Source organism: Devosia sp. A449 (assembly GCF_054489375.1).
The window spans coordinates 221745-241734 of the sequence record NZ_JBTMWU010000005.1 but is presented as its reverse complement, the minus strand read 5'-3'; the positions used below and the strand labels follow the sequence as shown (position 1 = coordinate 241734).

Annotated in this window: 21 protein-coding genes; 6 read left to right on the top strand and 15 right to left on the bottom strand. The window is 63.0% G+C overall.

Going from position 1 to position 19990, the window contains the following annotated elements:
* Nucleotides 1-121: 121 nt before the first annotated feature.
* The 3 genes from ACX3OW_RS15290 to ACX3OW_RS15280 all read right to left on the bottom strand — a co-directional run bounded on the left by ACX3OW_RS15290 (nucleotide 122) and on the right by ACX3OW_RS15280 (nucleotide 2161).
* The gene (locus ACX3OW_RS15290; RefSeq protein ID WP_459096653.1) at nucleotides 122-709 is read right to left on the bottom strand and encodes a hypothetical protein; all 588 of its coding nucleotides are present in this window, start codon (nucleotides 707-709) and stop codon (nucleotides 122-124) included.
* Between the two features lie 22 nt (nucleotides 710-731).
* Complete coding sequence (locus ACX3OW_RS15285) at nucleotides 732-1226, bottom strand: redoxin family protein (RefSeq protein ID WP_459096652.1); 495 nt, start codon at nucleotides 1224-1226, stop codon at nucleotides 732-734.
* Nucleotides 1227-1348: 122 nt separating this feature from the next.
* Nucleotides 1349-2161 (bottom strand): protein-disulfide reductase DsbD domain-containing protein, encoded by an 813-nt coding sequence (locus ACX3OW_RS15280; RefSeq protein WP_459096651.1) that lies wholly within the window; start codon nucleotides 2159-2161, stop codon nucleotides 1349-1351.
* Nucleotides 2162-2273: 112 nt separating this feature from the next.
* Here ACX3OW_RS15280 and ACX3OW_RS15275 point away from each other — a divergent pair, with 112 nt between their 5' ends.
* Nucleotides 2274-2849, top strand: coding sequence for a YqgE/AlgH family protein (locus ACX3OW_RS15275; RefSeq protein ID WP_459096650.1), 576 nt, complete (start codon nucleotides 2274-2276; stop codon nucleotides 2847-2849).
* 12 nt (nucleotides 2850-2861) lie between these two features.
* On the opposite strand, the gene ACX3OW_RS15270 is transcribed toward ACX3OW_RS15275, so the two are convergent.
* From ACX3OW_RS15270 to coxB, 11 genes are all read right to left on the bottom strand, one after another.
* Nucleotides 2862-5717 carry a putative bifunctional diguanylate cyclase/phosphodiesterase gene (locus ACX3OW_RS15270; RefSeq protein WP_459096649.1) on the bottom strand — a complete coding sequence of 952 codons (2856 nt, stop codon included), beginning with the start codon at nucleotides 5715-5717 and terminating at the stop codon, nucleotides 2862-2864.
* A 196-nt stretch (nucleotides 5718-5913) separates the two neighbouring features.
* Entirely contained in the window at nucleotides 5914-6522 is a 609-nt protein-coding gene (locus tag ACX3OW_RS15265) for a GNAT family N-acetyltransferase (RefSeq protein ID WP_459096648.1), read from the bottom strand.
* Between the two features lie 15 nt (nucleotides 6523-6537).
* Complete coding sequence (locus ACX3OW_RS15260; RefSeq protein WP_459096647.1) at nucleotides 6538-7800, bottom strand: M16 family metallopeptidase; 1263 nt, start codon at nucleotides 7798-7800, stop codon at nucleotides 6538-6540.
* Nucleotides 7801-7854: 54 nt separating this feature from the next.
* On the bottom strand, nucleotides 7855-9246 hold the full coding sequence (gene thrC / locus ACX3OW_RS15255; protein ID WP_459096646.1) for a threonine synthase: 1392 nt from the start codon (nucleotides 9244-9246) through the stop codon (nucleotides 7855-7857).
* Nucleotides 9247-9308: 62 nt separating this feature from the next.
* Complete coding sequence (locus ACX3OW_RS15250; protein WP_459096645.1) at nucleotides 9309-10058, bottom strand: SURF1 family protein; 750 nt, start codon at nucleotides 10056-10058, stop codon at nucleotides 9309-9311.
* 74 nt (nucleotides 10059-10132) lie between these two features.
* Nucleotides 10133-10969 carry a cytochrome c oxidase subunit 3 gene (locus ACX3OW_RS15245; RefSeq protein ID WP_459096644.1) on the bottom strand — a complete coding sequence of 279 codons (837 nt, stop codon included), beginning with the start codon at nucleotides 10967-10969 and terminating at the stop codon, nucleotides 10133-10135.
* Nucleotides 10970-10971: 2 nt separating this feature from the next.
* Complete coding sequence (locus tag ACX3OW_RS15240) at nucleotides 10972-11538, bottom strand: cytochrome c oxidase assembly protein (RefSeq protein WP_459096643.1); 567 nt, start codon at nucleotides 11536-11538, stop codon at nucleotides 10972-10974.
* Nucleotides 11538-11720, bottom strand: a complete 183-nt coding sequence (locus ACX3OW_RS15235; RefSeq protein ID WP_459096642.1) for a hypothetical protein — start codon at nucleotides 11718-11720, stop codon at nucleotides 11538-11540. The genes ACX3OW_RS15240 and ACX3OW_RS15235 overlap by 1 nt, the downstream gene beginning before the upstream one ends.
* Nucleotides 11720-12652 carry a heme o synthase gene (locus tag ACX3OW_RS15230; RefSeq protein WP_459096641.1) on the bottom strand — a complete coding sequence of 311 codons (933 nt, stop codon included), beginning with the start codon at nucleotides 12650-12652 and terminating at the stop codon, nucleotides 11720-11722. The genes ACX3OW_RS15235 and ACX3OW_RS15230 overlap by 1 nt, the downstream gene beginning before the upstream one ends.
* Nucleotides 12653-12707: 55 nt before the next feature.
* Entirely contained in the window at nucleotides 12708-14405 is a 1698-nt protein-coding gene (ctaD, locus tag ACX3OW_RS15225) for a cytochrome c oxidase subunit I (RefSeq protein WP_459096640.1), read from the bottom strand.
* A gap of 23 nt (nucleotides 14406-14428) precedes the next feature.
* Nucleotides 14429-15367 carry a cytochrome c oxidase subunit II gene (coxB, locus tag ACX3OW_RS15220; RefSeq protein WP_459096639.1) on the bottom strand — a complete coding sequence of 313 codons (939 nt, stop codon included), beginning with the start codon at nucleotides 15365-15367 and terminating at the stop codon, nucleotides 14429-14431.
* A 349-nt stretch (nucleotides 15368-15716) separates the two neighbouring features.
* On the opposite strand from coxB, the gene ACX3OW_RS15215 reads away from it, so the two are divergent.
* Together ACX3OW_RS15215 and ACX3OW_RS15210 are read left to right on the top strand one after the other, a co-directional pair.
* Nucleotides 15717-16181, top strand: a complete 465-nt coding sequence (locus ACX3OW_RS15215) for an invasion associated locus B family protein (protein ID WP_459096736.1) — start codon at nucleotides 15717-15719, stop codon at nucleotides 16179-16181.
* Nucleotides 16182-16196: 15 nt separating this feature from the next.
* On the top strand, nucleotides 16197-16448 hold the full coding sequence (locus ACX3OW_RS15210; RefSeq protein ID WP_459096638.1) for a PilZ domain-containing protein: 252 nt from the start codon (nucleotides 16197-16199) through the stop codon (nucleotides 16446-16448).
* A 158-nt stretch (nucleotides 16449-16606) separates the two neighbouring features.
* On the opposite strand, the gene ACX3OW_RS15205 is transcribed toward ACX3OW_RS15210, so the two are convergent.
* Nucleotides 16607-16864: a hypothetical protein gene (locus tag ACX3OW_RS15205; protein ID WP_459096637.1), complete on the bottom strand. Its 258-nt coding sequence runs from the start codon at nucleotides 16862-16864 to the stop codon at nucleotides 16607-16609.
* Nucleotides 16865-17015: 151 nt separating this feature from the next.
* On the opposite strand from ACX3OW_RS15205, the gene ACX3OW_RS15200 reads away from it, so the two are divergent.
* The 3 genes from ACX3OW_RS15200 (at nucleotide 17016) to ACX3OW_RS15190 (ending at nucleotide 19989) form a co-directional block, all read left to right on the top strand.
* Nucleotides 17016-17903, top strand: a complete 888-nt coding sequence (locus tag ACX3OW_RS15200) for a LysR family transcriptional regulator (RefSeq protein ID WP_459096636.1) — start codon at nucleotides 17016-17018, stop codon at nucleotides 17901-17903.
* Nucleotides 17904-18104: 201 nt separating this feature from the next.
* Nucleotides 18105-19718, top strand: coding sequence for an exodeoxyribonuclease VII large subunit (gene xseA / locus ACX3OW_RS15195; RefSeq protein WP_459096635.1), 1614 nt, complete (start codon nucleotides 18105-18107; stop codon nucleotides 19716-19718).
* A 49-nt stretch (nucleotides 19719-19767) separates the two neighbouring features.
* Nucleotides 19768-19989, top strand: coding sequence for a DUF2093 domain-containing protein (locus tag ACX3OW_RS15190; protein ID WP_459096634.1), 222 nt, complete (start codon nucleotides 19768-19770; stop codon nucleotides 19987-19989).
* Nucleotide 19990: the final 1 nt, after the last annotated feature.

Genomic DNA, 19990 nt, shown 5'->3' with positions numbered 1-19990 from the left:
CGATGTCACCCCGGCCCTGAGCCGGGGCCCATCCTGAGAAGCCTCCCAAACGGGAAGAGAAACAAAAAAAGCCCCGTGGACTTATCCACGGGGCCTTAAACTTCACTATTCTCGGCTGATGTCAGCTCTTGGTATCGAAACCGACCCAGATGGTGATTTCCTCGCCGCCCAGATAGGGGATGGCGACGTTTTCGATGACCTTGACGAATTCAGCCGAACGCGCCGGCGCGGTGATCGCCACGGGCAGCGTATATTTTTCCGAGAACACCGCCTGGCCATCGCGCTCCACCGCAAAGCGGATCGGGGCATTGACCGTGCTCTGCTTGCCGGCGGGGCCGAGCAGCACGCGGCCGACAACACCCATATTGACAGTGATCAGCCCGTTGCTCACCACGCAGTTGCGCGAGCTTTCGTCGATCACGCCCTGATATTGCAGCGACTTGGCGTCGCCGGTGCGGCCGCCGCCATAATAGAACATCGCCTCGCTACCGGCGCGCACACGGATGGGCGGGCATTCGGTGGCGATGGCAGGCAGCGCATTGGTCTGCGCCTGCGCCACGGCCGCCGGGGTGGCGGTGGCGTTCTGCAATTGCTGGTTCTGCGCGGCATTGCCGCCGCCAAACATGCCGCCCATCGAGCAACCGGCCAGCACGGCAGCGGTGACCCCGAGGATCGGCAGGCGCAGCATCAGGGACGAAGGCAGGTTCATGAGGGTATCTCCTGACGCGACACTAGCTATTGGCGGCTTCGAGCGCCATCAGAATGGCAGGCGCGCCGCTGGCTGTCACGCCCGGCGCATCTTCGGTGAACACCGCGTCGACGACGCCATTGCGGATCAGCATGGCCGAGCGGGCGAAGCGCTGGCCCATGCCGGCGCCGGAAAAATCCTTGTCGAGGCCCAGCGCCGTGGCCAGCTCGGCATTGCCATCGGCGATGAATTCGATCTTGCCCAGCGCGCCCGAAGCTTCGCCCCAGGCCTTCATCACGTGATGATCATTGACCGAGGCGCAGACGATGCGGTCGACGCCGGCCGCGCGCAGCTTGGCCTCATTGGCGACGAAGCCGGGCAGATGGTTGACGTGGCAGGTGGGCGTGAACGCCCCCGGAACGGCAAAGAACACGACCAGCCCGGAGCCGAGAACGGCGTCGCTGGTTGTATCCGTCGCGCCATCGGCACCCACAAGTTTCACCCGCACGGACGGGACCGGACTGCCGCGATCAATCATAAAAGGATATGCCCCATGACTTTGGCCACCGGGCGGCGGCCGTTCCTCAGTCTTAAAGTGCTTTCGGGATAAGCGGCTTTGACGCCGCCGACAAGGCCAAAAGGCCCTTTCCCTCGCACCGTTCAGTCGGCCGACGCATCCACGATGGTGCGCGTCACCTCAAAAGCTCCCATGCCGGTAAGGAATGTGAGCTGAACAGCCTGGTTTTCCAAGTCGATTGCATCGCTTTTGCCCAGGATGGGAATGAGCACTAGGTTCGGTTCCGGGCTTTTTTGCGGCACGCCGAATAGCGGCTCGCCACTGGCGCTCGAAACGATCAGCGACGCCGGATCCAGCGTGGGGTCACTGAGATGAACCGCCAGCATGCCCGCCTCGGCCTGCCATTCGACCGCGCCAAACGGCTGGAGCTCGCCATCCCAGTCGATGGGCGCCGTCGCCAGCGCCTGGCGGATGCGCAAGCCATTGGGCCGGTCGGGCTTGGCGTCGGTCAGCGGCAGCGAAAACCGCGCCTGTGCCGGGACGCAGATTTCGGAGCAGACGCCGAGCATGGCGCTCAACTCGACATTGGCGGCGCCCGGCGCCAGCGTCAGTTCGACGGGCAAGACGGTGGGACCGAAATAGACGTAATCGAGATAATCGTCGGTCTGCTGCCGGGTTGGATAAGGCCACAGCACCTGATGACCCAGCACACCACTCGAGCCGGCAAAATCCAGCTCGGTGGGCAGGCCGGTATCGCCCGGTATGCGCCAATAGGTCTTGGTGTTCTGCGGCATGTCGAGTTCGAGCCCGAGCAGCGTCCTGCCATCGGCCTTGATCTGCCCGGTGCTGACCAGCCGCAGCTTCACGCCGGGGGCAACCTCCTGCCACGCCGTCTCGCCCGCAGAAGCGGGCATGGCAAGCAGCAGCAAAGCGGAGATGAGGATCAATGGACGCATGGCCAAGCCATTAGCGCAGGATGGGGTTTAGAAATAGCTGACAGGCCATCAGGCCTTCGTGATGATCGCATCGTAACTTGGCATTGTGCCGCCGCGTGCCTACAATTGGGCCATGAACTCGCTTGAAGGACAATTTCTCGTCGCCATGCCGGACATGATGGACGAGCGCTTCGCGGAAAGCGTTATCCTGCTCGTCGGCCATGGCAGCGAGGGGGCGATGGGGCTGGTCGTCAACCACGAGCTGGCCAATCTGCGCTTTGCCGACGTGCTGGACGAACTCGATTTGGGCGATCCCGATGCGGTGATCCGGCTGCCCGATTCCATCCGCCAGCGCGTGGTGATGCGGGGTGGTCCGGTGGAAAAGGGCCGCGGCTTCGTGCTGCATTCCCCCGATTATCACAGCGGCAACACCTATCAGGTCACCGAAGGCATCTGCCTCACCGCCACGCTGGATATTCTCAAGGCCATGGCCTTTGGACCAGCGCCCAAGGCGTCGATGTTCGCTCTGGGCTGCTGCGGCTGGGGCGCCGGTCAGCTGGAAGACGAAATCGGCGACAATGGCTGGCTGACCGCGCCCTTCTCACAGAAGCTGCTGTTCGATACCCCGGTCGAAGACCGCTACGAAGCCGCCCTCGCCAGCCTGCGCATCACCCGCGCCACGCTGAGCCCCGACGCCGGCCACGCGTAAGCCCTCTTGGTGCTACCGCGCCAGTTGTGCGCTCAGCTTCTTGCCGAATTCGCCGCCGGTCATCGCCGCGCCAAAGGCAAAGCCCTGGGCATAGCGGCAGTTGAGCTGACGCAGACGTTCGATCTCATCCAGCGTCTCGACGCCTTCGGCGATCACCATCAGGTCCAGATCGGCCGCCAATTGCACCACGGCCTTGATAATCGGCCCCTGTGTATGGGCGATGCCATTGCTGCCACCCATGGTCACGAAGGGTGCGGGGATCTTGATGGTGTCGAACGGGAAGCGGTGCAGATAGCTCAGCGAGGAATGCCCGGTGCCGAAATCGTCGAGCGCCAGTCCCAGCCCCAGATTGCGCAATGCCTGCAGCATATAGGCGGAGTGCTCGGGATTGGTCATCACCTGGCTCTCGGTGATCTCGAGCTTGAGGTGGCGCGCCAATTCCTTGTCCTGGCTGACCAGCATCCGCATGTCGTTGAGCAGCGTCTCGGTCGCCAGTTGCGTTGGCGACAGGTTGACCGAGATGAAGAATTCCTCGGGCAGGCCCAGCGTCGTCATCCAGTCCTTGGCCTGGGCCGCCGATTGTTCAAACGCCAGCCGACCGAGCTTTTCGATCTGGCCCGAGCGTTCGGCCAGTGGCACGAATTCGTCTGGATTGACCACGCCGCGCGTCGGGTGGGTCCAGCGCATCAGCGCCTCGGCGCCGGCGATCTGGCCGGTCTGGATATCCATCACCGGCTGGAACTGCACATGCAGCTCGCCCTGTTTCATGCCGCGCTCGAGGTCTTCCTCGCTGGCCCGGTTATAGGCGGCGATGGAGCGCGCCGAGGCGCGATAGGCCTCGATGCGGTCGCCGCCCAGGCGCTTGGCGTAATACATCGCCAGCTCGGCGTCGCGCAGCACATCGGTCGCAGCGGCGGGGTTGCTGTCATAGATGGTGACGCCGATGGAGGCCGACAGGGTCAGGTCGCGGTCGCCGAAATTGAAGGGGGCCTTGAGCGCCTTGCGGATCTGCTCGGCCGTCTCGGCAATCTTGCCGGCGGCCTGCTCGGAGGCCAGAATCACCGCGAACTGGTCGCCGGTGATGCGCGCCACGGTATCGAGCGGCCGCATGATGCGGGCAATGCGGCGCGAAATCGCCAGCAGCACCGAATCCGCCGCCGAGTGGCCGATGCGTTCTTCCAGCTCCATGAAGCGGTCGATATCGATCAGGAACACCGCCGGCTTGGTGCCGCCGGGCGTGCGGGCCCGCACCAGGGCGCGCTCCAGCCGGTCGAGGAACAATTGCCGGTTGGGCAGGCCGGTGAGGCTATCATGAACCGCGTCGTGCAGCAGGCGCTCGCGGGCGGCCCGGTCTTCGGTGACGTCCTGCAGCGTGCCAACGATGCGATTGACCTGCCCGTCGCCGCCCAGCACCGGCTTCACCCGCATGCGGAAGCTGCGATAGCTGCCATCATGGCCGGCAATGCGCATATCGGCGCTGACCTTGCCGCGCCGCAGCTCCACCAGCGTGTCGAAGGCGGTGCGGAAACGATCGCGATCATCGGGATGCACGCGGTCGAGCCAGCGCTTGATGGCGCCGCGCAAGGCACCGCGCTTTTCGCCGAGGCGGGTTGCCAGCTCATCGCTGACCGAGACGCGGTCGCGCTCGATATTCCAGTCGAAGACAAAATCGCCCGAGCCGGTCAGCGCCAGCGCCCGGCGCTCGACTTCGGACAGGGTGCCGATCGACACCTGCCCTTCGGAGAAGGCGTGTTGCACGGCGGTAAAGCCGAGCAGCATCACAATGAGTACGAGACCGCCCCCAACGGCGGGCTGGGCCACGTCGTTGGACACCTGCCCCGACACGACGAGATAGGAATAGAACAACCAGGCGATCAGGATGATCCAGGTGGGCACCAGCAGCACGGCGCGGTCATAGCCGCGCAAGGCCAGCAGCAGGATCAGGAAGAAGCCGGAAACGCCGAGCAGCGCCAGCACCAGCCGCGCAATGGTGGCGGCAATGGCGGGCTGGAAGAAGGCAAAGGCAAACAGCGCGAGGAACAATGCCGCCAGCCCAAGCGCCAGATGGATAAAGCGCAAATGCCAGCGATGCAGGTTGAGATAGATAAACAGGAACCCCGCCAGCGTGGTGGCTATGCCCGCCTCCGCCGCCGCGCGCAAAGGCTGCATGCCCCCCGCATCGAGCCCGAGCAACCGCCCCAGCACGCCAAAATCGATCAGCAGATAGGTCAGCACCGCCCAGGCGAAGGCAGCCGTCGCCGGGAACACGCCGCGCCCCTTGACCACGAACATGATGGTGAGGAACACCGCCGCCAGCGATGCGACGCCCAGCACCACGCCGCGGAACAGCGTGAACGAGTTGACGTAGTCGCGATAGGCGTTGGGCTGCCACAGATAAAGTTCGGGCAGATCCTGCGCCGTCAGCTCGGCGACAAAGGTCACCGTGGCGCCGGGGTCGAGCGTGACCTCCCAGACGTCGGCTTCACTGTCCGTGAGGCGCACTGGTCGGATGCCGGCGCTCGGCGTCAGCGCCTTGAGCCGGTCATTGCCCAAATCAGGCTGGAAAATGCCGGAGCCCGGCAGGCGGAAAAACGGCGCGACCAAGAGGCGCTCGATCTGCTGATCGCTCTCATTGCGCAGTGCAAACAGCACGAAATTGGGATTGGTCCCCGGCTCGCTCGCCAGCACCTCGATGCGGCGAATGATGCCGTCTTCGCCGGGCGCGGTCGACAGCTGCACGCGGCCATTGGCGCCGGGCTGCAGCTCAACCACATCGCTGAGGTTGACGGCATTGACGTCTTCGGGGACCGAAATGACTTCGAAGGCGGTGGCGGGCACGAGGCCAGACAGCGCGAACGCAAGACACATCGCGAGTGCAATTAGGTGACGCATCACGGGCGAGTATATCCTGCGATAGGCTTCATTGTGGCAACGTTTTGGCAATGTGGTGTAAAACAGCCACGTGCTGAAACGGCATCCTCTTGGCGGGAGCGCCTCTTTGGTAGCGGGGATTGCCGCCTGCGACAAGGTTAAGGGACTGTTGCTAAATGGCAACAAGGCGAGCCTAGGCCCGGCGCAACAACCGGCTCAGCTCATAGCGTTCCTTGGTCAAACCGAACAACACGTGGTCTTCCCAGCGGCCGTTGATCTGCAGATATTTTTCGGCAAAGCCTTCTTCGACAAAGCCGTTCTTCTCCAGCACCCGGCGCGAGGCCATGTTGCCGGGCAGGAATGCGGCGTGGATTCGGTGCAGATCGAGCGTATCAAACACAAAGGGCAGACTCAGCCCCACGGCTTCGCTCATCATGCCCTGCCCGGCATATTGCTGGCCCATCCAATAGCCGAGATTGACGAATTGGGCGGCGCGGCGCCGCACATTGGAGAGCGTGATGCCGCCCACCAAAACCTCCTGCCCGTCTTGGGCGAGGAAGATGAACAGCGAATAATCGGTGCCCTCTTCGGCCTCTTCACGGGCCCGCTTGACCCTTGTGGCAAAGATGCGCTGCCCCAGATCGGCCTCGGTCCAGCGCGGCTCGAATGGCCGCAGGAAATCGCGGCTGCCCCGGCGCAAAGCGTACCACGACGCATAGTCGCTCATCAGCGGCAGCCGCATCAGCAGACGCGGGCCGCGCAGGGCGATCAGGGGCGTGGGTGACGACCAGGGCCAGAGCATGGCAGTTCGATCGCCCTACCGCTTGAGATGGTCGCTGATGGCACCGACATCGGCGAGGCCACCAATGGGGCCGATGCCCGCCAGGGTCGGCGCGCTCTGGGTGAAAATCTGCTCAGCCACTTCCTGCACCCGCTTGGCGGTGATGCGGTTGATGCGCTCGACGGTTTCGGCCATCGGAATCGGCCGGCCCCACAATATCTGCTGGCGCGCCAGCTGCCCGGCGCGGGCCGAGGGGCTTTCGAGCGACATCAGCAGGCCCGCGCGGATCTGGTTGCGGACGCGGATCACTTCGTCATCGCTGATGGATTCAGTGGCGCGCTTGAGCTCGTCCAGCACCACCGGCACCAGATCACCCACCTCATCCTCGCCGGTTGCCGCGGCAACGCCAAAGACGCCGCTATCGGCAAAGGCCCAGTGGAAGGAATAGACCGAGTAACACAGCCCGCGCTTCTCGCGCACTTCCTGGAACAGGCGCGAACTCATGCCCCCGCCCAGGATCGAGGCCAGCACCTGCGCGGCGTAAAAGCCGTCGGAATTATAGGCGCGGCCCTCGAAGCCGACGACGATGTGGGCCTGCTCGTGGTCAGAAACCAGCCGCTCCTCGCCGCCCTGATATTCGGCACGCTGCGGCGCCGGGGCGCCATTGGGCTTGAGCGTCGAGAAATGCTGCTGCGCCACCTCGACCAGTCCGGCATGATCGACATTACCGGCCGCAGCCATCACCATGTGGTCGCCCACATAGTTGCGGTTCATATATTTGCGGATGGTGTCGGGGCTGAATTCGCGTACCGAATCCACCGTGCCCAAAATCGTCCGGCCAATCGGCTGGGTGGGGAAAGCGGCGGCCTGGAACAGGTCGAACACATGGTCGTCGGGATTGTCGCGCGCCGCGCCGATCTCCTGCACGATCACCTGCTTTTCGCGGGTCAGCTCATCGTCATCAAAAACAGAATTCTGCAAGATATCCGACAGAATATCGGCAGCAAGAACCACGTCATCTTTCAGCACGCGGGCGAAATAGCCGGTGTGTTCGATGGAGGTGGCGGCGTTGAGGTCGCCCCCCACATTCTCGATGGCCTCGGCGATCTGCAACGAGGTGCGCGACGCGGTGCCCTTGAAGGCCATGTGTTCGAGCAGGTGGGAAATGCCGTGCTCAGCCTTGCGTTCGCTGCGGGCCCCGGCCTTGACCCAGACCCCCAGCGAAGCACTTTCGAGATGCGGCATGTCGTCGGTGAGCACCACCATGCCGTTATCCAGGATCGTTGTTTCTACGCTCACGCGAGGCTCCTCCCAGGCCTGGCATTCGAGGGACCGCGTCGGCCCTCGAATGCATCAGGCAGCGCGCGTACGCGCTGAAATGAAATCTTCGACCGCCGTTTGGTCGTTGGCAAGGACGCTTAGGCGTTCCTCGCGCGAATGCAGATCGGCCAGCCAGGCCGGCAGGGCCGGTGCGATGCCGGTGGCATCCTCGACCGCCGCCGGGAATTTGGCCGGATGGGCGGTGCCCAGCGTGACCATCGGCGTCGCCCCGAGATGAGCCCGCGCGACATGCACGCCGACTGCGGTATGCGGATCGAGCAGATAGCCGGCCGCCTTGAGCGTGGTGGCAATCGTCGCCTTGGTCTCGGCCTCGCCGGTGGTGCCGGCGGCAAAGTCGCGGCGGATGGCGGCCAGCGCCTGCTCCGGGACGGCAAAGCCACCCGATTGCCTGAGGCTTTCCATCATGCGGACTACGGTAGCGGCATCGCGGCCGGCGCCCTCAAACAGCAGGCGTTCGAAATTGGACGAAATCTGAATATCCATCGACGGGCTGATGGTGGGCGCCACGCCGTCCATCTCGTAGCGGCCGCTATCCATGGTGCGGCGCAGAATGTCGTTGGCATTGGTGGCGATGATCAGCTGCTCGATCGGCAGGCCCATGGCCTTGGCGCAATAGCCGGCGAAAATATCGCCGAAATTGCCGGTGGGCACGGTGAAGCTGATCTTGCGATGCGGGCTGCCCAGGGAGGCCGCAGCAGTGAAATAATACACGATCTGCGCGACGATGCGGCCCCAATTGATGGAGTTGACGCCGCTGAGGCGCACGCTGTCGCGGAATTTATGGTTGTTGAACATCGCCTTGACGATGTTCTGGCAGTCGTCGAACGTGCCATCGAGCGCGATATTATGCACGTTGGCGTCGAGCACGGTGGTCATCTGCAGGCGCTGCACGGGCGAGGTGCGCCCCTGCGGATGCAGGATGAAGATATCGGTGGTGTCGCGCCCGCGAAACGCCTCGATGGCGGCCGAGCCGGTATCCCCCGAAGTGGCGCCGACAATGGTGGCGCGCAGGCCGCGCTCGGCCAGGATGTGGTCCATCACCCGGCTGAGGAACTGCATGGCCACGTCCTTGAAGGCCAGGGTCGGGCCGTGGAACAGCTCCAGCACGAAATGGTTGGGCTCGATCTCGACCAGCGGCGTCACCGAAGGGTGGCGGAACACGGCATAGGATTCGTCGAGCATCGCCTTGAGAGCTGCCGGGGCAATTTCATTGCCGGTGAAACGGCTGATGATGGCATAGGCGACATCGGCATAGGGCTTGCCGGCGAAACTGGCGATTTCAGCGGGGCTGATCTGGGGCCAGCTCTGGGGAACATAGAGTCCCCCATCGGACGCCAGGCCGGCGAGAACTGCATCCGAAAAACCGAGCACGGGCGCCTGGCCGCGCGTTGAGACAAACTGCATTCGGGGAAAGGGCCCTTTTAGAAACGCTGCAACCTATTCAAACAGCGGGCGAACCGCAAGTTTCACGGACGCCGCTGGCGCCGAAGCCAGAAGCCCAGCATGACCACGGCGACAATGGCGAAGCCATACCAAGTATAGGCATAGCCCAGGTGGTTGTTGGGAAATTCGATGACCGTCTCGCCGCCCTGCGGCAGTTGGCCCGGCGGACCGGCGGGAAGATCGACATAGAACGGGGCGAAGGGCGCCAGCGCCGGATCGACCATCGCGGCCAGCCGTACCGGGTCACGCACCCATTCGATGCGGTTGGAGGTGTCGGGGCCCGGCGTCATGAAGCCGGCCGCCTCGCCAGGACGCAGCAGGCCGGAAATGGTCACCTGGCGCTCATCGCCTTCAGCATCGGTGACAGCGGCTTCCTGATGGCTCTGGGGCACGAAGCCACGATTGACGAACACCGAGCCGCCATCGGCCAGCACGAAGGGCGTCACCACCCAATAGCCCGGGCCCGAGGCGGGGCCATTGGCATTGCTGAGGCTGGTGAACACCGTCACCGTCTGATTGTAGCGGAAGGCGCCGGTCAGCGAGACCGGCTGGAAATTGAGGGCTTCGAGATCGAGGCCCGGCCATTGCGCCATTGGCGGCGCCGACACCGGATCGGCCCCGAGACGGGCGTCGACAGCGGCGATCAACGCTTCCTTCTCGGCGAGGCGCTGCATCTGCCAAGTGCCGAGCCAGAGGCAGGTGGCGGCGAGCGCCAGCATCAGCACGACGAAGGTCCAGGTCATGGCTCGCCCGAGGGCGCGTTGTTCGGTCATTGCTGGCTTCCGGGTCGACAAACAAATTGGGGCGCAGCTTGCGGCTGCGCCCCATGAATTTTGGTGGGCGAACCCTAGTGGCTAAGAGCCACGCCCCAGCTGCCCCACACATAGATGGCAGCAAACAGGAAGATCCAGACCACGTCCACGAAGTGCCAGTACCAGGCGGCCAGCTCGAAGCCGATATGGCGCTGCGGGGTGAAATCACCGCGGACGGCGCGCAGCAGGCAGACGGCGAGGAAGATGGTGCCGATGATGACGTGGAAGCCATGCAGGCCCGTCACCATGAAGAAGGTAGCGCCATACATGTTGCCGCTGAAGCTGAAGCCGGCTTCGCTATATTCGATAGCCTGCACGATGGTGAACAGCACGCCCAGCAACACGGTCAGCCCCAGACCCCACTTGAGACCCTCACGGTCGTTCTCCAGCAGCGCATGGTGCGCCCAGGTGACCGTCGTGCCCGAGGTGAGCAGCAGCAGCGTATTGAACAGCGGCAGGTGGAACGGATCGAACAGTTCCACACCAATCGGCGGCCAGATGCCACCGGTACCGGCAACACGGGCATACTGCTCGATGTCATCGAGGCGGAAGAAGCCGTCGAAATAGGCCCAGAAGAAGCCGAAGAAAACGAAGATTTCCGAGGTGATGAACAGCATCATGCCGTAGCGCAGATGCATCTGCACCACCGGGGTGTGATCGACGCCGTTATTGGCTTCCTTGATCACGTCGCTCCACCACGCATACATGGTGTAGAGCACGCCGGTCAGGCCGATAAAGAACACCCATGGCGTCCACTGGCGCATCCAGAAGACGATGCCCAATGCCAATATCAGTACGGCAGCCGACATGACAAAGGGCCATGGGCTCGGTTCGACCATGTGATAGTCGTGGTTCTTGGCTACTCCGGCCATGGTCAGCTTTCCCCGTTATCTGAAGAGTAGAAGGTATAAGAGAGGGTAATCTCTTTGATGGTTGCGAGTTCGTGGTCATCCGCAAGATCGGGATCCACGAAGAAGACAATCGGCATCTCGGCGGTTTCGCCGGGCTGCAGCGTCTGCTCGGTAAAGCAGAAGCATTCGATCTTGTTGAAATAGACGCCGGCCTTGTCGGGCGACACATTGAATGTCGCCATGCCCGAAATGACCTTGTCGGTATTGTTCGTCGCCACGTAATGCACGGTGTCGACAGTGCCGATCCGGTCAGTGACAGGCGCGGCGGCCTTGACGGTCCAGGCCAGATCTCCGGCCACGTTGGAGTCGAAGCTCACCTTCATTTCGCGGTCGATGGCGCCCTTGGGCGCGCTCTCGGCGATCTGCGGCGTGCCACCAAAGCCGGTGACCTGGCAGAACAGCTGGTAGAGCGGCACGGCCGCATAGGCCACGCCGACCATGCCGGCTGCGATAAACACACCCGTCAATGCCATCCGCTGGTTGCGGCGGCGCGTCATGGCGTCAACATCATGCTGCTTCACATCGGTCATTACAGCGCCCGATCGAACAGAGCCGGCCCCATCTTGATGATGGTCAGCGCGTAAAAGGTCAGGGCGAACAGTGCCAGCGCAACGCCCAGGGCAATCGAGCGACGGCGGCGGATTTTGGCGCGTGCGGCGGCAACTTCAGCCGTTTCCGGCGCGACGCTGCGGATTTCGTCAGGAGAACTCATCAGAACAGTCCCCCGAAACGCGTCAGCAGATTGTCGGTCATGTAGGCGAAGAACAGGACGAACAGATAGCTGAGGGAATAATTGAACAGCGAACGGGCCGACTTGCGCATCGCCACGTCCTCTTTCGTCCGCAGCAGGCGCCAGGCGAAATAGGTGAACGAAGCGCCGGTGATGACGGCAACAGCGGTGTAGATCCAGCCGGCATAGCCGAAGAAGGTCGGCAGCATGGCCGAAGCCGACAGCAGCAATGTATAGGCGAAGATCTGCACCTTGGTGGAGTCGACACCCACGACATTGGGCATCATCGGCACACCGGCAGCGCCATAGTCGGACTGCTTGTAGAGCGCCAGCGCCCAGAAATGCGGCGGGGTCCACAGGAAGATGATGAGGAACAGCACGATGGGTTCAAACGCCACCGAGCCGGTCACCGCCGCCCAGCCCACGATGGGCGGGAAGGCACCCGCAGCACCGCCGATGACGATGTTCTGCGGCGTCGCGCGCTTCAGCCACATCGTATAGACGACGGCATAGAAAAAGATAGTGAAGGCGAGCAGGCCGGCAGCAACCCAATTGGTCGCGAGGCCCAGCAGCGCTACCGAGAACACCGACAGCACCAGCCCGAAGACCAGCGCCTGCTGCGGCGTCATGCGACCAGCCGGGATCGGCCGGTTCTGCGTGCGGCTCATGATCCGGTCGATATCGGCATCATACCACATGTTGAGCGCGCCCGAGGCCCCGGCCCCGATGGCGATGCAGGCAATGGCGATGATCGCCAGCACCGGATTGATACCACCCGGCGCCACGATCAGGCCAACGATGGCGGTGAACACGACCAGCTGCATGACGGATGGCTTCAGCAGCGCGAGGTAATCCTCGACGCTTGCTTCGCCGGTCAGACCGGACAGGTTCCTACTGTCATCGATGAGAGCCACTAGCTTGCCTTTATCCTTGTAATGGCGGGCCGCGCGAACGCGGCCCGGAATTGCATTAATGTGCGTTGGTCGAAGTTTCGAAGTTCGGCAGCGTGGTGAACTGGTGGTGCGGCGGCGGGCTGGACAGGGTCCATTCCAGCGTCGTGGCACCAATGCCCCACGGATTGTCACCAGCCGGACGCTTCTTCCGGAAGGCTTCCCAGGTTGCGTAGAAGAAGATGATCATCGCAACGAAGGTGATGTAGTAGCCGATCGAGGAGACACGGTTCCACAGGGCGAAGGCATCCGGATAGTCGATATAACGACGCGGCATGCCGGCGAGACCGAGGAAGTGCTGCGGGAAGAAGATCAGGTTCACACCGACAAACATGATCCAGAAGTGAGCCTTGGCCATGAACTCGCTGTACATGTAGCCGCTCATCTTGGGGAACCAGTAGTACCAGCCCGCGAAGATGGAGAACACAGCGCCCAGCGACAGCACGTAGTGGAAATGCGCCACGACATAATAGGTGTCGTGCAGCATCCGGTCCGCGCCGGCATTGGCCAGCACCACGCCCGTCACACCACCAACGGTGAACAGGAAGATGAAGCCGATGGCCCAGAGCATGGGCGACTTAAAGGTGATGGAGCCGCCCCACATGGTGGCGATCCACGAGAAGATCTTCACGCCGGTCGGCACTGCGATGACCATGGTGGCGGCCACGAAGTAGCGCTGCACGTCAAGGCTGAGGCCCGTGGTGTACATGTGGTGAGCCCACACGACGAAACCGACGAAGCCGATGGCCACCATGGCATAGGCCATGGCCATGTAGCCGAAGATCGGCTTGCGGCTGAAGGTCGAGACGATGTGGCTGACAATGCCGAAGCCCGGCAGGATCATGATGTACACTTCGGGGTGACCGAAGAACCAGAACAGGTGCTGGAACAGGACCGGGTCACCGCCCTCGGAAGGCTTGAAGAAAGCCGTACCCAGGTTGCGGTCGGTCAGCAGCATGGTGATGGCGCCAGCCAGCACCGGCAGAGCCAGCAGCAGCAGGAAGCCGGTGACGAGCACGGACCAGGCGAACAGCGGCATCTTGTGCAGCGTCATGCCGGGAGCGCGCATGTTGAAGATCGTGGTGATCAGGTTGATGGCGCCCAGGATCGAGCTGATACCGGCCACGTGCAGCGACAGGATCACGAAATCCATAGCCGGACCAGGCATGCCGGTCGTCGAGAGCGGCGGGTAGATCGTCCAGCCGCCACCAGCACCGAGCGCCTCGGGACCAACGCCCTCAACAAACAGGCTGATCATCAGCAGGATGAACGCCGGCGGCAGCAGCCAGAAGGCGATGTTGTTGATGCGCGGGAATGCCGTATCGGGGGCACCGATCATCAGCGGCGCGAAATAGTTGGCAAAGCCGCCCATGGTGGCGGGCATCACCACGAAGAACACCATGATCAGCGCATGCGCCGTGGTGAACACGTTGTACATGTGCTTGCCGGCGTCGAGCGCGGCGTCGCCATCAATGCCATAGACCATCCCGGCGAGGCCGTGGAAAATCTGGATACCCGGCTCCTGCAGTTCCAGGCGCATGACGCCGGACAGCAGGCCACCGATGATCCCCGCCACGATGGCGAAGATCATGTACATAATACCGATATCTTTGTGGTTGGTCGAATAGACCCAACGACGCCAACCGGTCGGCGTATGGTGTTCATGCGCAGGAGCAAGTCCGGCAGCATGGGTCTCGAGGTGAGCTGTTTCGGCCATGTGTTGTTTCCCCTGACCCGTGTTTACTGCACTGCCGCAAGCGTGGCGTTGGCAGCAGCGTAACCGCCGCTTTCATACGCCGCCATGAAGGCGGTGAATTCTTCCTTGGTGACGACGCGCACGGCGATCGGCATGAACGCATGGTCCTTGCCGCACAGCTCAGAGCACTGGCCGTAATAGATGCCGGTCTCGCGTGCATTGAACCAGGTCTCATTGAGACGGCCCGGCACGGCGTCGATCTTGATGCCGAAGGACGGCACGGCGAAAGCGTGGATCACACCGATCGGGTCGGCCGTGATCTGCATGCGCACCGTGGTATCGACCGGAACGACCAGCTCATTGTCGACTGCGAGCAGGCGCGGCTGGTTCGGCTTGTCGGCCAGGCGCTCTTCTTCCTGCAGCATCAGCGACGTCAGGGCGAAACCCTGGTCGACATATTCATAATCCCAGTACCACTGCTGGCCGATGGCCTTGACGGTCAATTCGGGAGCCGGAACCTCGACTTCGCCGAACGAGAAGATGTTGGCGCCGAGATACTTGCGCTCGCCATCAGGGGTGGTGAGCTGGTCGCTCAGCACGCCGAAAGACGGAATGGCAATGATGATCAGCACGACGATCGGCAGGACCGTCCAGATGATCTCGACCATCGTATTATGGGTAAAGCCGGCCGGAACCGGATTGCGCTTGGCGTTGTAGCGGAAAACGATCCACGCCAGCAAAACCAGCACCAGGACAACGATGAAGCTGATGGACCACATCAGGATGCCATCGTGGAAAGCCACGATGGAGTCCATGATCGGGGTCACCGATGGCTGCAGATGAATCTGGCCTGGGACAGGATGTCCCGCTCCACTATCCTGCGCCGTGGCAAGAGCTGGGGCCAGCGCCATTGCGGCCGCCGAAATCGCCCCCATCTTTCTCAAGAACTGCCCGGTCACATTAAACCCCCGTATCGACTTCAATTGGTGCTCCACACCGGGATTGAGGGGCAAAAACAGCGGCATAGCATACGCCGCCCCGACTCAACCTCGGAGCGCAAAAACTCTTCCTGACCTAAATCACATCGCCAAGGCCGAGTCCATTGCGGCAAGCGGGCGCGCCACTGCGTCATATTGTTCGAGGCCAACCGCAAAAATGCCTCACCACCGCCGCAGTTTGGCGCGCATAAGCCTTGCAAAACGGGGCTTTGGTTGACTTGAACCCCAGCCTGTCGGAAACAGGAAAGCTCGCGTTCGCGCGCGATTCGTCTGGAGAATTGATACAGTGAAGCCAATTGTGAAGCGTCGCCTGGCCGGTCTGGGCCTTGCACTTATGGCAGTGGCGGCAGCAGCCGGCGCCAGCTTCGGTCAGGGCGTGGTCCGCGCCCAGTATGGCGACTGGCAGATGAGCTGCGACACGCCCCCCGGCGCCAGTTTTGAACAATGCGCCATCATCCAGAATGTGATGGCCGAGGATCAGCCCAATGTGGGCCTGTCGGTCATCGTGCTGCGCACGGCGGATCGTGAAGCCCGCCTGCTGCGCGTGCTGGCCCCACTCGGCGTGCTGCTGCCCAACGGGCTCGGGCTCAATGTCGATGGCGAAGATATGGGCCGCGTCGCCTTTGTGCGCTGCCTGCCCAATGGCTGCGTCGCCGAAGTGGTGCTTGATGACACGCTGATCGAAACCTTGTCGAAAGGCAGCAATGCCATTTTCGTCGTGTTCAAGACCCCCGAAGAAGGTATCGGCATCCCCGTATCGCTCAATGGGTTTGCTGATGGCTTCGCCCAACTCCCCTGATCCGGAGTAAAGCCGATGACTGACGAGCACCGCATATCGCCACGCCAGCGCACGCTGAAAGGCGGGCGCATCGTGGTCAATGACGGGTTTTCGACCTTTCAATGCACCGTGCGCAATATGTCGGAGACCGGCGCTCGCCTCAAACTGCCCAGCATTGTCGGCATTCCCGACAGCTTCCAACTGGTGATGGATGACGGCCGTAAATTCGCCTGCACCGTCGTCTGGCGCACCGCCACCGAAATCGGCGTCACCTACGCCGCAACCTGAACAAAAAAGCCGGACAAGCGCTCAACGCACTGGTCCGGCAAGTCATCAGGAAACGGGACCGACGGCAAAACCGGCCCGGAAGATGGCACGAGCGCGCATAGCGATTGTCCGTACCAACAGGGACGCGTCGGCATCAGGCTGACGCAAATCCGGCTTGATCAGAGGCGGGCGCTGCAGGCGCGGGCGGCGCTGAGCACCCGACCAGCCTGGCCCGGCGTGGTCATCGCCACGACAACGTCATCACGTGAAATGCCGAGATCGCTGAGGCGACTGTGATCGAGATCCAGCAGGGCTGACAACGCGACCCGTCGGGTATGCGCGGCCTGGGCCTGGGCGATCCAGCGCGCGAAGGCGGCAATTGGATTGGCTGGCGTGGCGGCCGCGATTGACCGCTCGCCGGGGAGCGAGAGAGCCATGATAGTCTCCAAACATGTGGTTGTGCCGAGGGAGGTCGGCGGGGCCGGCGCGAGAATATTGCGTCGATGATCAAGAGCTAACGCTCTGGACATCCATTCGTCCAACAAATAGATTTCATCTACCCTATCAAATTGAGTGATGGTGATTGCGATGGCATCTCCCCTCGATCTCGATCAATTGCAGAGCTTCTGCGCCATTGCCGATTGCGGCAGTTTCACCGAGGCAGCGCGCCGGGTGAACAAGACCCAGTCGGCGGTGTCGATGCAGATCAAGCGGCTGGAAGAACGGCTGGGCCAGTCGCTGCTGACCCGCGATGGCCGCAGCGTGACGCTGACCCTGCATGGCGAGGCGCTCTATGCCCGCGCTCGCAAGATGCTGCGCACCAATGCCGAAATTCTCGATCATTTCTCCGATGGCGACCTGGCCGGCTCGATCCGCTTCGGCGTGCCCGACGACTATGCCGTCCGCCTGCTGCCGGTGATCCTTTCCAGCTTCCAGCGCACCCACCCCAAGATCGCCGTCGACGTCGCCTGCATGGCCTCCGAACATTTGCTCGAAGGCATGCGCGCTGGCCGCTACGATCTCATCGTCTTCACCCAGGGCACCGAGCAGAATTACGGCGAGCTGTTCCGCACCGAAAAAATGTTCTGGGTGGCCAGCCATGGCGGGCGGGCTTTGGCCAGCGATCCGGTGGCCATCGCCTGCGGGCCGCAATATTGCATCTGGCGCAAGGACGCGATGGAAGCGCTGGACCGCAGCGGGCGGGACTATCGCATCGCCTATACCTCCTCCAACGCCACCGCGATTTCGAGCGCCGTGCTGTCGGACCTGGCTGTCGGCTTCCTGCCGGAAAGCGCGCTACAGCCGGGCATGCGCGTGATCAATGACGAGATCGCCCTGCCCCGGCTCAACGACGCCCAGATCGCGCTCAAGCGGGCCAGCCACGCCTATGGTGGCATCTATGACGCGCTGGCCAATCATATCGTCCAGTCGATGGGCAATCTCGACGCACCACGCGGGGCCGAGGCGGCGGAGTAGTCGCCCTCGGTCGCCGCCCTCGGGTCGAGCCCAACCCTCGATCGTCACCCTCGGGCTTGACCCGAGGGCTCTTCACTTCCCCAGGTCAGACGAAGTGCAGCATCCTCGGGTCGAGCCCGAGGATGACGGTCTGTGGGTGACTTTGTGGACGAGCCCTCACCGAACCCTTGACCAGCCCCTTCTGATATCGCACCAGAGAGCATGGCCGACACCCTCACCAATGCCGCCGAATTTACCGTCAGCGAAATCTCCCAAGCGGTCAAACGCACCGTCGAGGATGAGTTCGGCCATGTGCGCGTCCGCGGCGAAATTTCCGGCTTTCGCGGACAACATTCCTCGGGCCACGCCTATTTCACCCTTAAGGATGAAAGCGCCTCAATCGACGCGGTGGTGTGGAAAACCAGCTATGCCAAGCTGAGCTTCAAGCCGCAGGAAGGGCTGGAGGTGATCGTCACCGGCCGGCTCACCACCTTCCCGCGCTCCTCCAAATACCAGATCGTCATCGACAATATCGAGCCGGCCGGCGCCGGCGCGCTGATGGCATTGCTCGAAGAGCGGCGGAAAAAGCTGCTGGCCGAGGGCCTGTTCGACCGCGACCGCAAGCGCGCCCTCCCCTATCTGCCGCGCGTCATCGGCGTCATCACCTCGCCCACCGGCGCGGTGATCCGCGATATTCTGCATCGCCTCGACGACCGCTTCCCCAGTCATGTGCTGGTGTGGCCGGTGCGGGTGCAGGGTGACACCTGCGCGCCCGAAGTTGTCAACGCCATCGAAGGCTTTAACGCGCTGCTACCCGACGGACCGATTCCTCGCCCCGATCTGCTGATCGTGGCCCGCGGCGGCGGCTCCATCGAGGACCTGTGGGGCTTCAACGAGGAAGCTGTAGTCCGCGCTGTCGCCGCCAGCGGCATTCCAATCATTTCAGCTATCGGTCACGAAACCGATACGACGCTGGTCGACTACGCCTCGGACATGCGCGCGCCCACGCCCACCGCAGCCGCAGAAGCGGCGGTGCCGGTGCGGGCCGAACTGATCGGCTATGTCGACGATCTGGGCTCGCGCCAGCGTCAGGCCGCGCGCCGGCTGACCGGCAGTGCCCGTGACCGCCTGCGCGCCGCCGCAGCCGGCCTGCCCCGCCCCGGCGATCTCGTTGCCACCCAGCGCCAGCGCCTCGACCATGCCGCCAGCAATCTGTTTACCGGGTTGCGCCACTCCGTGCAGGAGCACCGCCTGCAATTTTCGCGGCTCGAGCCTCGCCTCGGCCCCAAACTGCTGGAGCGTCGTCAGGCCGAATTTAGCGAGCGGCTGCGCAATCTCTCCATGCGCGCCGATGCCGGCCTGCGCCAGACCGTCGATCGTGCCCGCCTGACCCATAATCCACGTGCCGAACGCCTCGCCGCTGCTGCCGGCCGACTGGTCGAACGCAAGCGCGCCCAATTCGATGCCATATCGCCCAAGCTGTCGCCAAATGCGCTCAAGTCCGAACTGCGCCACTCCCAGGGCCAGTTGGCGCCACTGACCGCAAGACTGCTGGCCGGCATCACCCAGACGCTGGCCGACCGCCGCGCGGGGCTGGCCCAATCGGGCAAGCTGTTGGCCTCGCTGAGCTACAAAAATGTGCTGGCGCGCGGCTATGCGGTGATCAAGGATGGCGAGGGCAATCTGGTGCAGCAACGCGCTGGCCTGCAGCCAGGCGACATGGTGGCTATCGAGTTCGCCGATGGCGCAGTGGGCGCGACCATTGCCGGCAGTCCGGCGGTCAAAAAGAAGCCCCGTCCCGCCTCGGACGGCGACACGCAGGAAAGCCTCTTTTGATCTGGCGCATTGCTCGCTATATCGATGCAACGCTTGAAGGAGTGCCAGCATGAACATCTTCGACAAGGGCTTCGCGCCCACCGAGGCGGTCATCCGCTATCTTGATGGCGACTATGTCGTGCTCAAGCCCGGCAGCTTCGTGCGCTGCGCCATCACGCAAAAGCCCATTCCGCTCGATGAACTGTTTTACTGGAGCGTCGACCGGCAGGAGCCCTATGCCGACGCCGTTGCCGCCCACACCGCTTTCGAGCGCTTCGGCCGCGGAGTCTGAC

Excerpts from the sequence above, each read along its gene's own strand:
- ACX3OW_RS15290 (WP_459096653.1), bottom strand. The coding sequence starts at position 709 with ATGAACCTGCCTTCGTCCCTGATGCTGCGCCTGCCGATCCTCGGGGTC.
- ACX3OW_RS15285 (WP_459096652.1), bottom strand. The coding sequence starts at position 1,226 with ATGATTGATCGCGGCAGTCCGGTCCCGTCCGTGCGGGTGAAACTTGTG.
- ACX3OW_RS15280 (WP_459096651.1), bottom strand. The coding sequence starts at position 2,161 with ATGCGTCCATTGATCCTCATCTCCGCTTTGCTGCTGCTTGCCATGCCC.
- ACX3OW_RS15275 (WP_459096650.1), top strand. The coding sequence starts at position 2,274 with ATGAACTCGCTTGAAGGACAATTTCTCGTCGCCATGCCGGACATGATG.
- ACX3OW_RS15270 (WP_459096649.1), bottom strand. The coding sequence starts at position 5,717 with ATGTGTCTTGCGTTCGCGCTGTCTGGCCTCGTGCCCGCCACCGCCTTC.
- ACX3OW_RS15265 (WP_459096648.1), bottom strand. The coding sequence starts at position 6,522 with ATGCTCTGGCCCTGGTCGTCACCCACGCCCCTGATCGCCCTGCGCGGC.
- thrC (WP_459096646.1), bottom strand. The coding sequence starts at position 9,246 with ATGCAGTTTGTCTCAACGCGCGGCCAGGCGCCCGTGCTCGGTTTTTCG.
- ACX3OW_RS15250 (WP_459096645.1), bottom strand. The coding sequence starts at position 10,058 with ATGACCGAACAACGCGCCCTCGGGCGAGCCATGACCTGGACCTTCGTC.
- ACX3OW_RS15245 (WP_459096644.1), bottom strand. The coding sequence starts at position 10,969 with ATGGCCGGAGTAGCCAAGAACCACGACTATCACATGGTCGAACCGAGC.
- ACX3OW_RS15240 (WP_459096643.1), bottom strand. The coding sequence starts at position 11,538 with ATGACCGATGTGAAGCAGCATGATGTTGACGCCATGACGCGCCGCCGC.
- ACX3OW_RS15235 (WP_459096642.1), bottom strand. The coding sequence starts at position 11,720 with ATGAGTTCTCCTGACGAAATCCGCAGCGTCGCGCCGGAAACGGCTGAA.
- ctaD (WP_459096640.1), bottom strand. The coding sequence starts at position 14,405 with ATGGCCGAAACAGCTCACCTCGAGACCCATGCTGCCGGACTTGCTCCT.
- ACX3OW_RS15215 (WP_459096736.1), top strand. The coding sequence starts at position 15,717 with ATGGCAGTGGCGGCAGCAGCCGGCGCCAGCTTCGGTCAGGGCGTGGTC.
- ACX3OW_RS15210 (WP_459096638.1), top strand. The coding sequence starts at position 16,197 with ATGACTGACGAGCACCGCATATCGCCACGCCAGCGCACGCTGAAAGGC.
- ACX3OW_RS15205 (WP_459096637.1), bottom strand. The coding sequence starts at position 16,864 with ATGGCTCTCTCGCTCCCCGGCGAGCGGTCAATCGCGGCCGCCACGCCA.
- ACX3OW_RS15200 (WP_459096636.1), top strand. The coding sequence starts at position 17,016 with ATGGCATCTCCCCTCGATCTCGATCAATTGCAGAGCTTCTGCGCCATT.
- xseA (WP_459096635.1), top strand. The coding sequence starts at position 18,105 with ATGGCCGACACCCTCACCAATGCCGCCGAATTTACCGTCAGCGAAATC.
- ACX3OW_RS15190 (WP_459096634.1), top strand. The coding sequence starts at position 19,768 with ATGAACATCTTCGACAAGGGCTTCGCGCCCACCGAGGCGGTCATCCGC.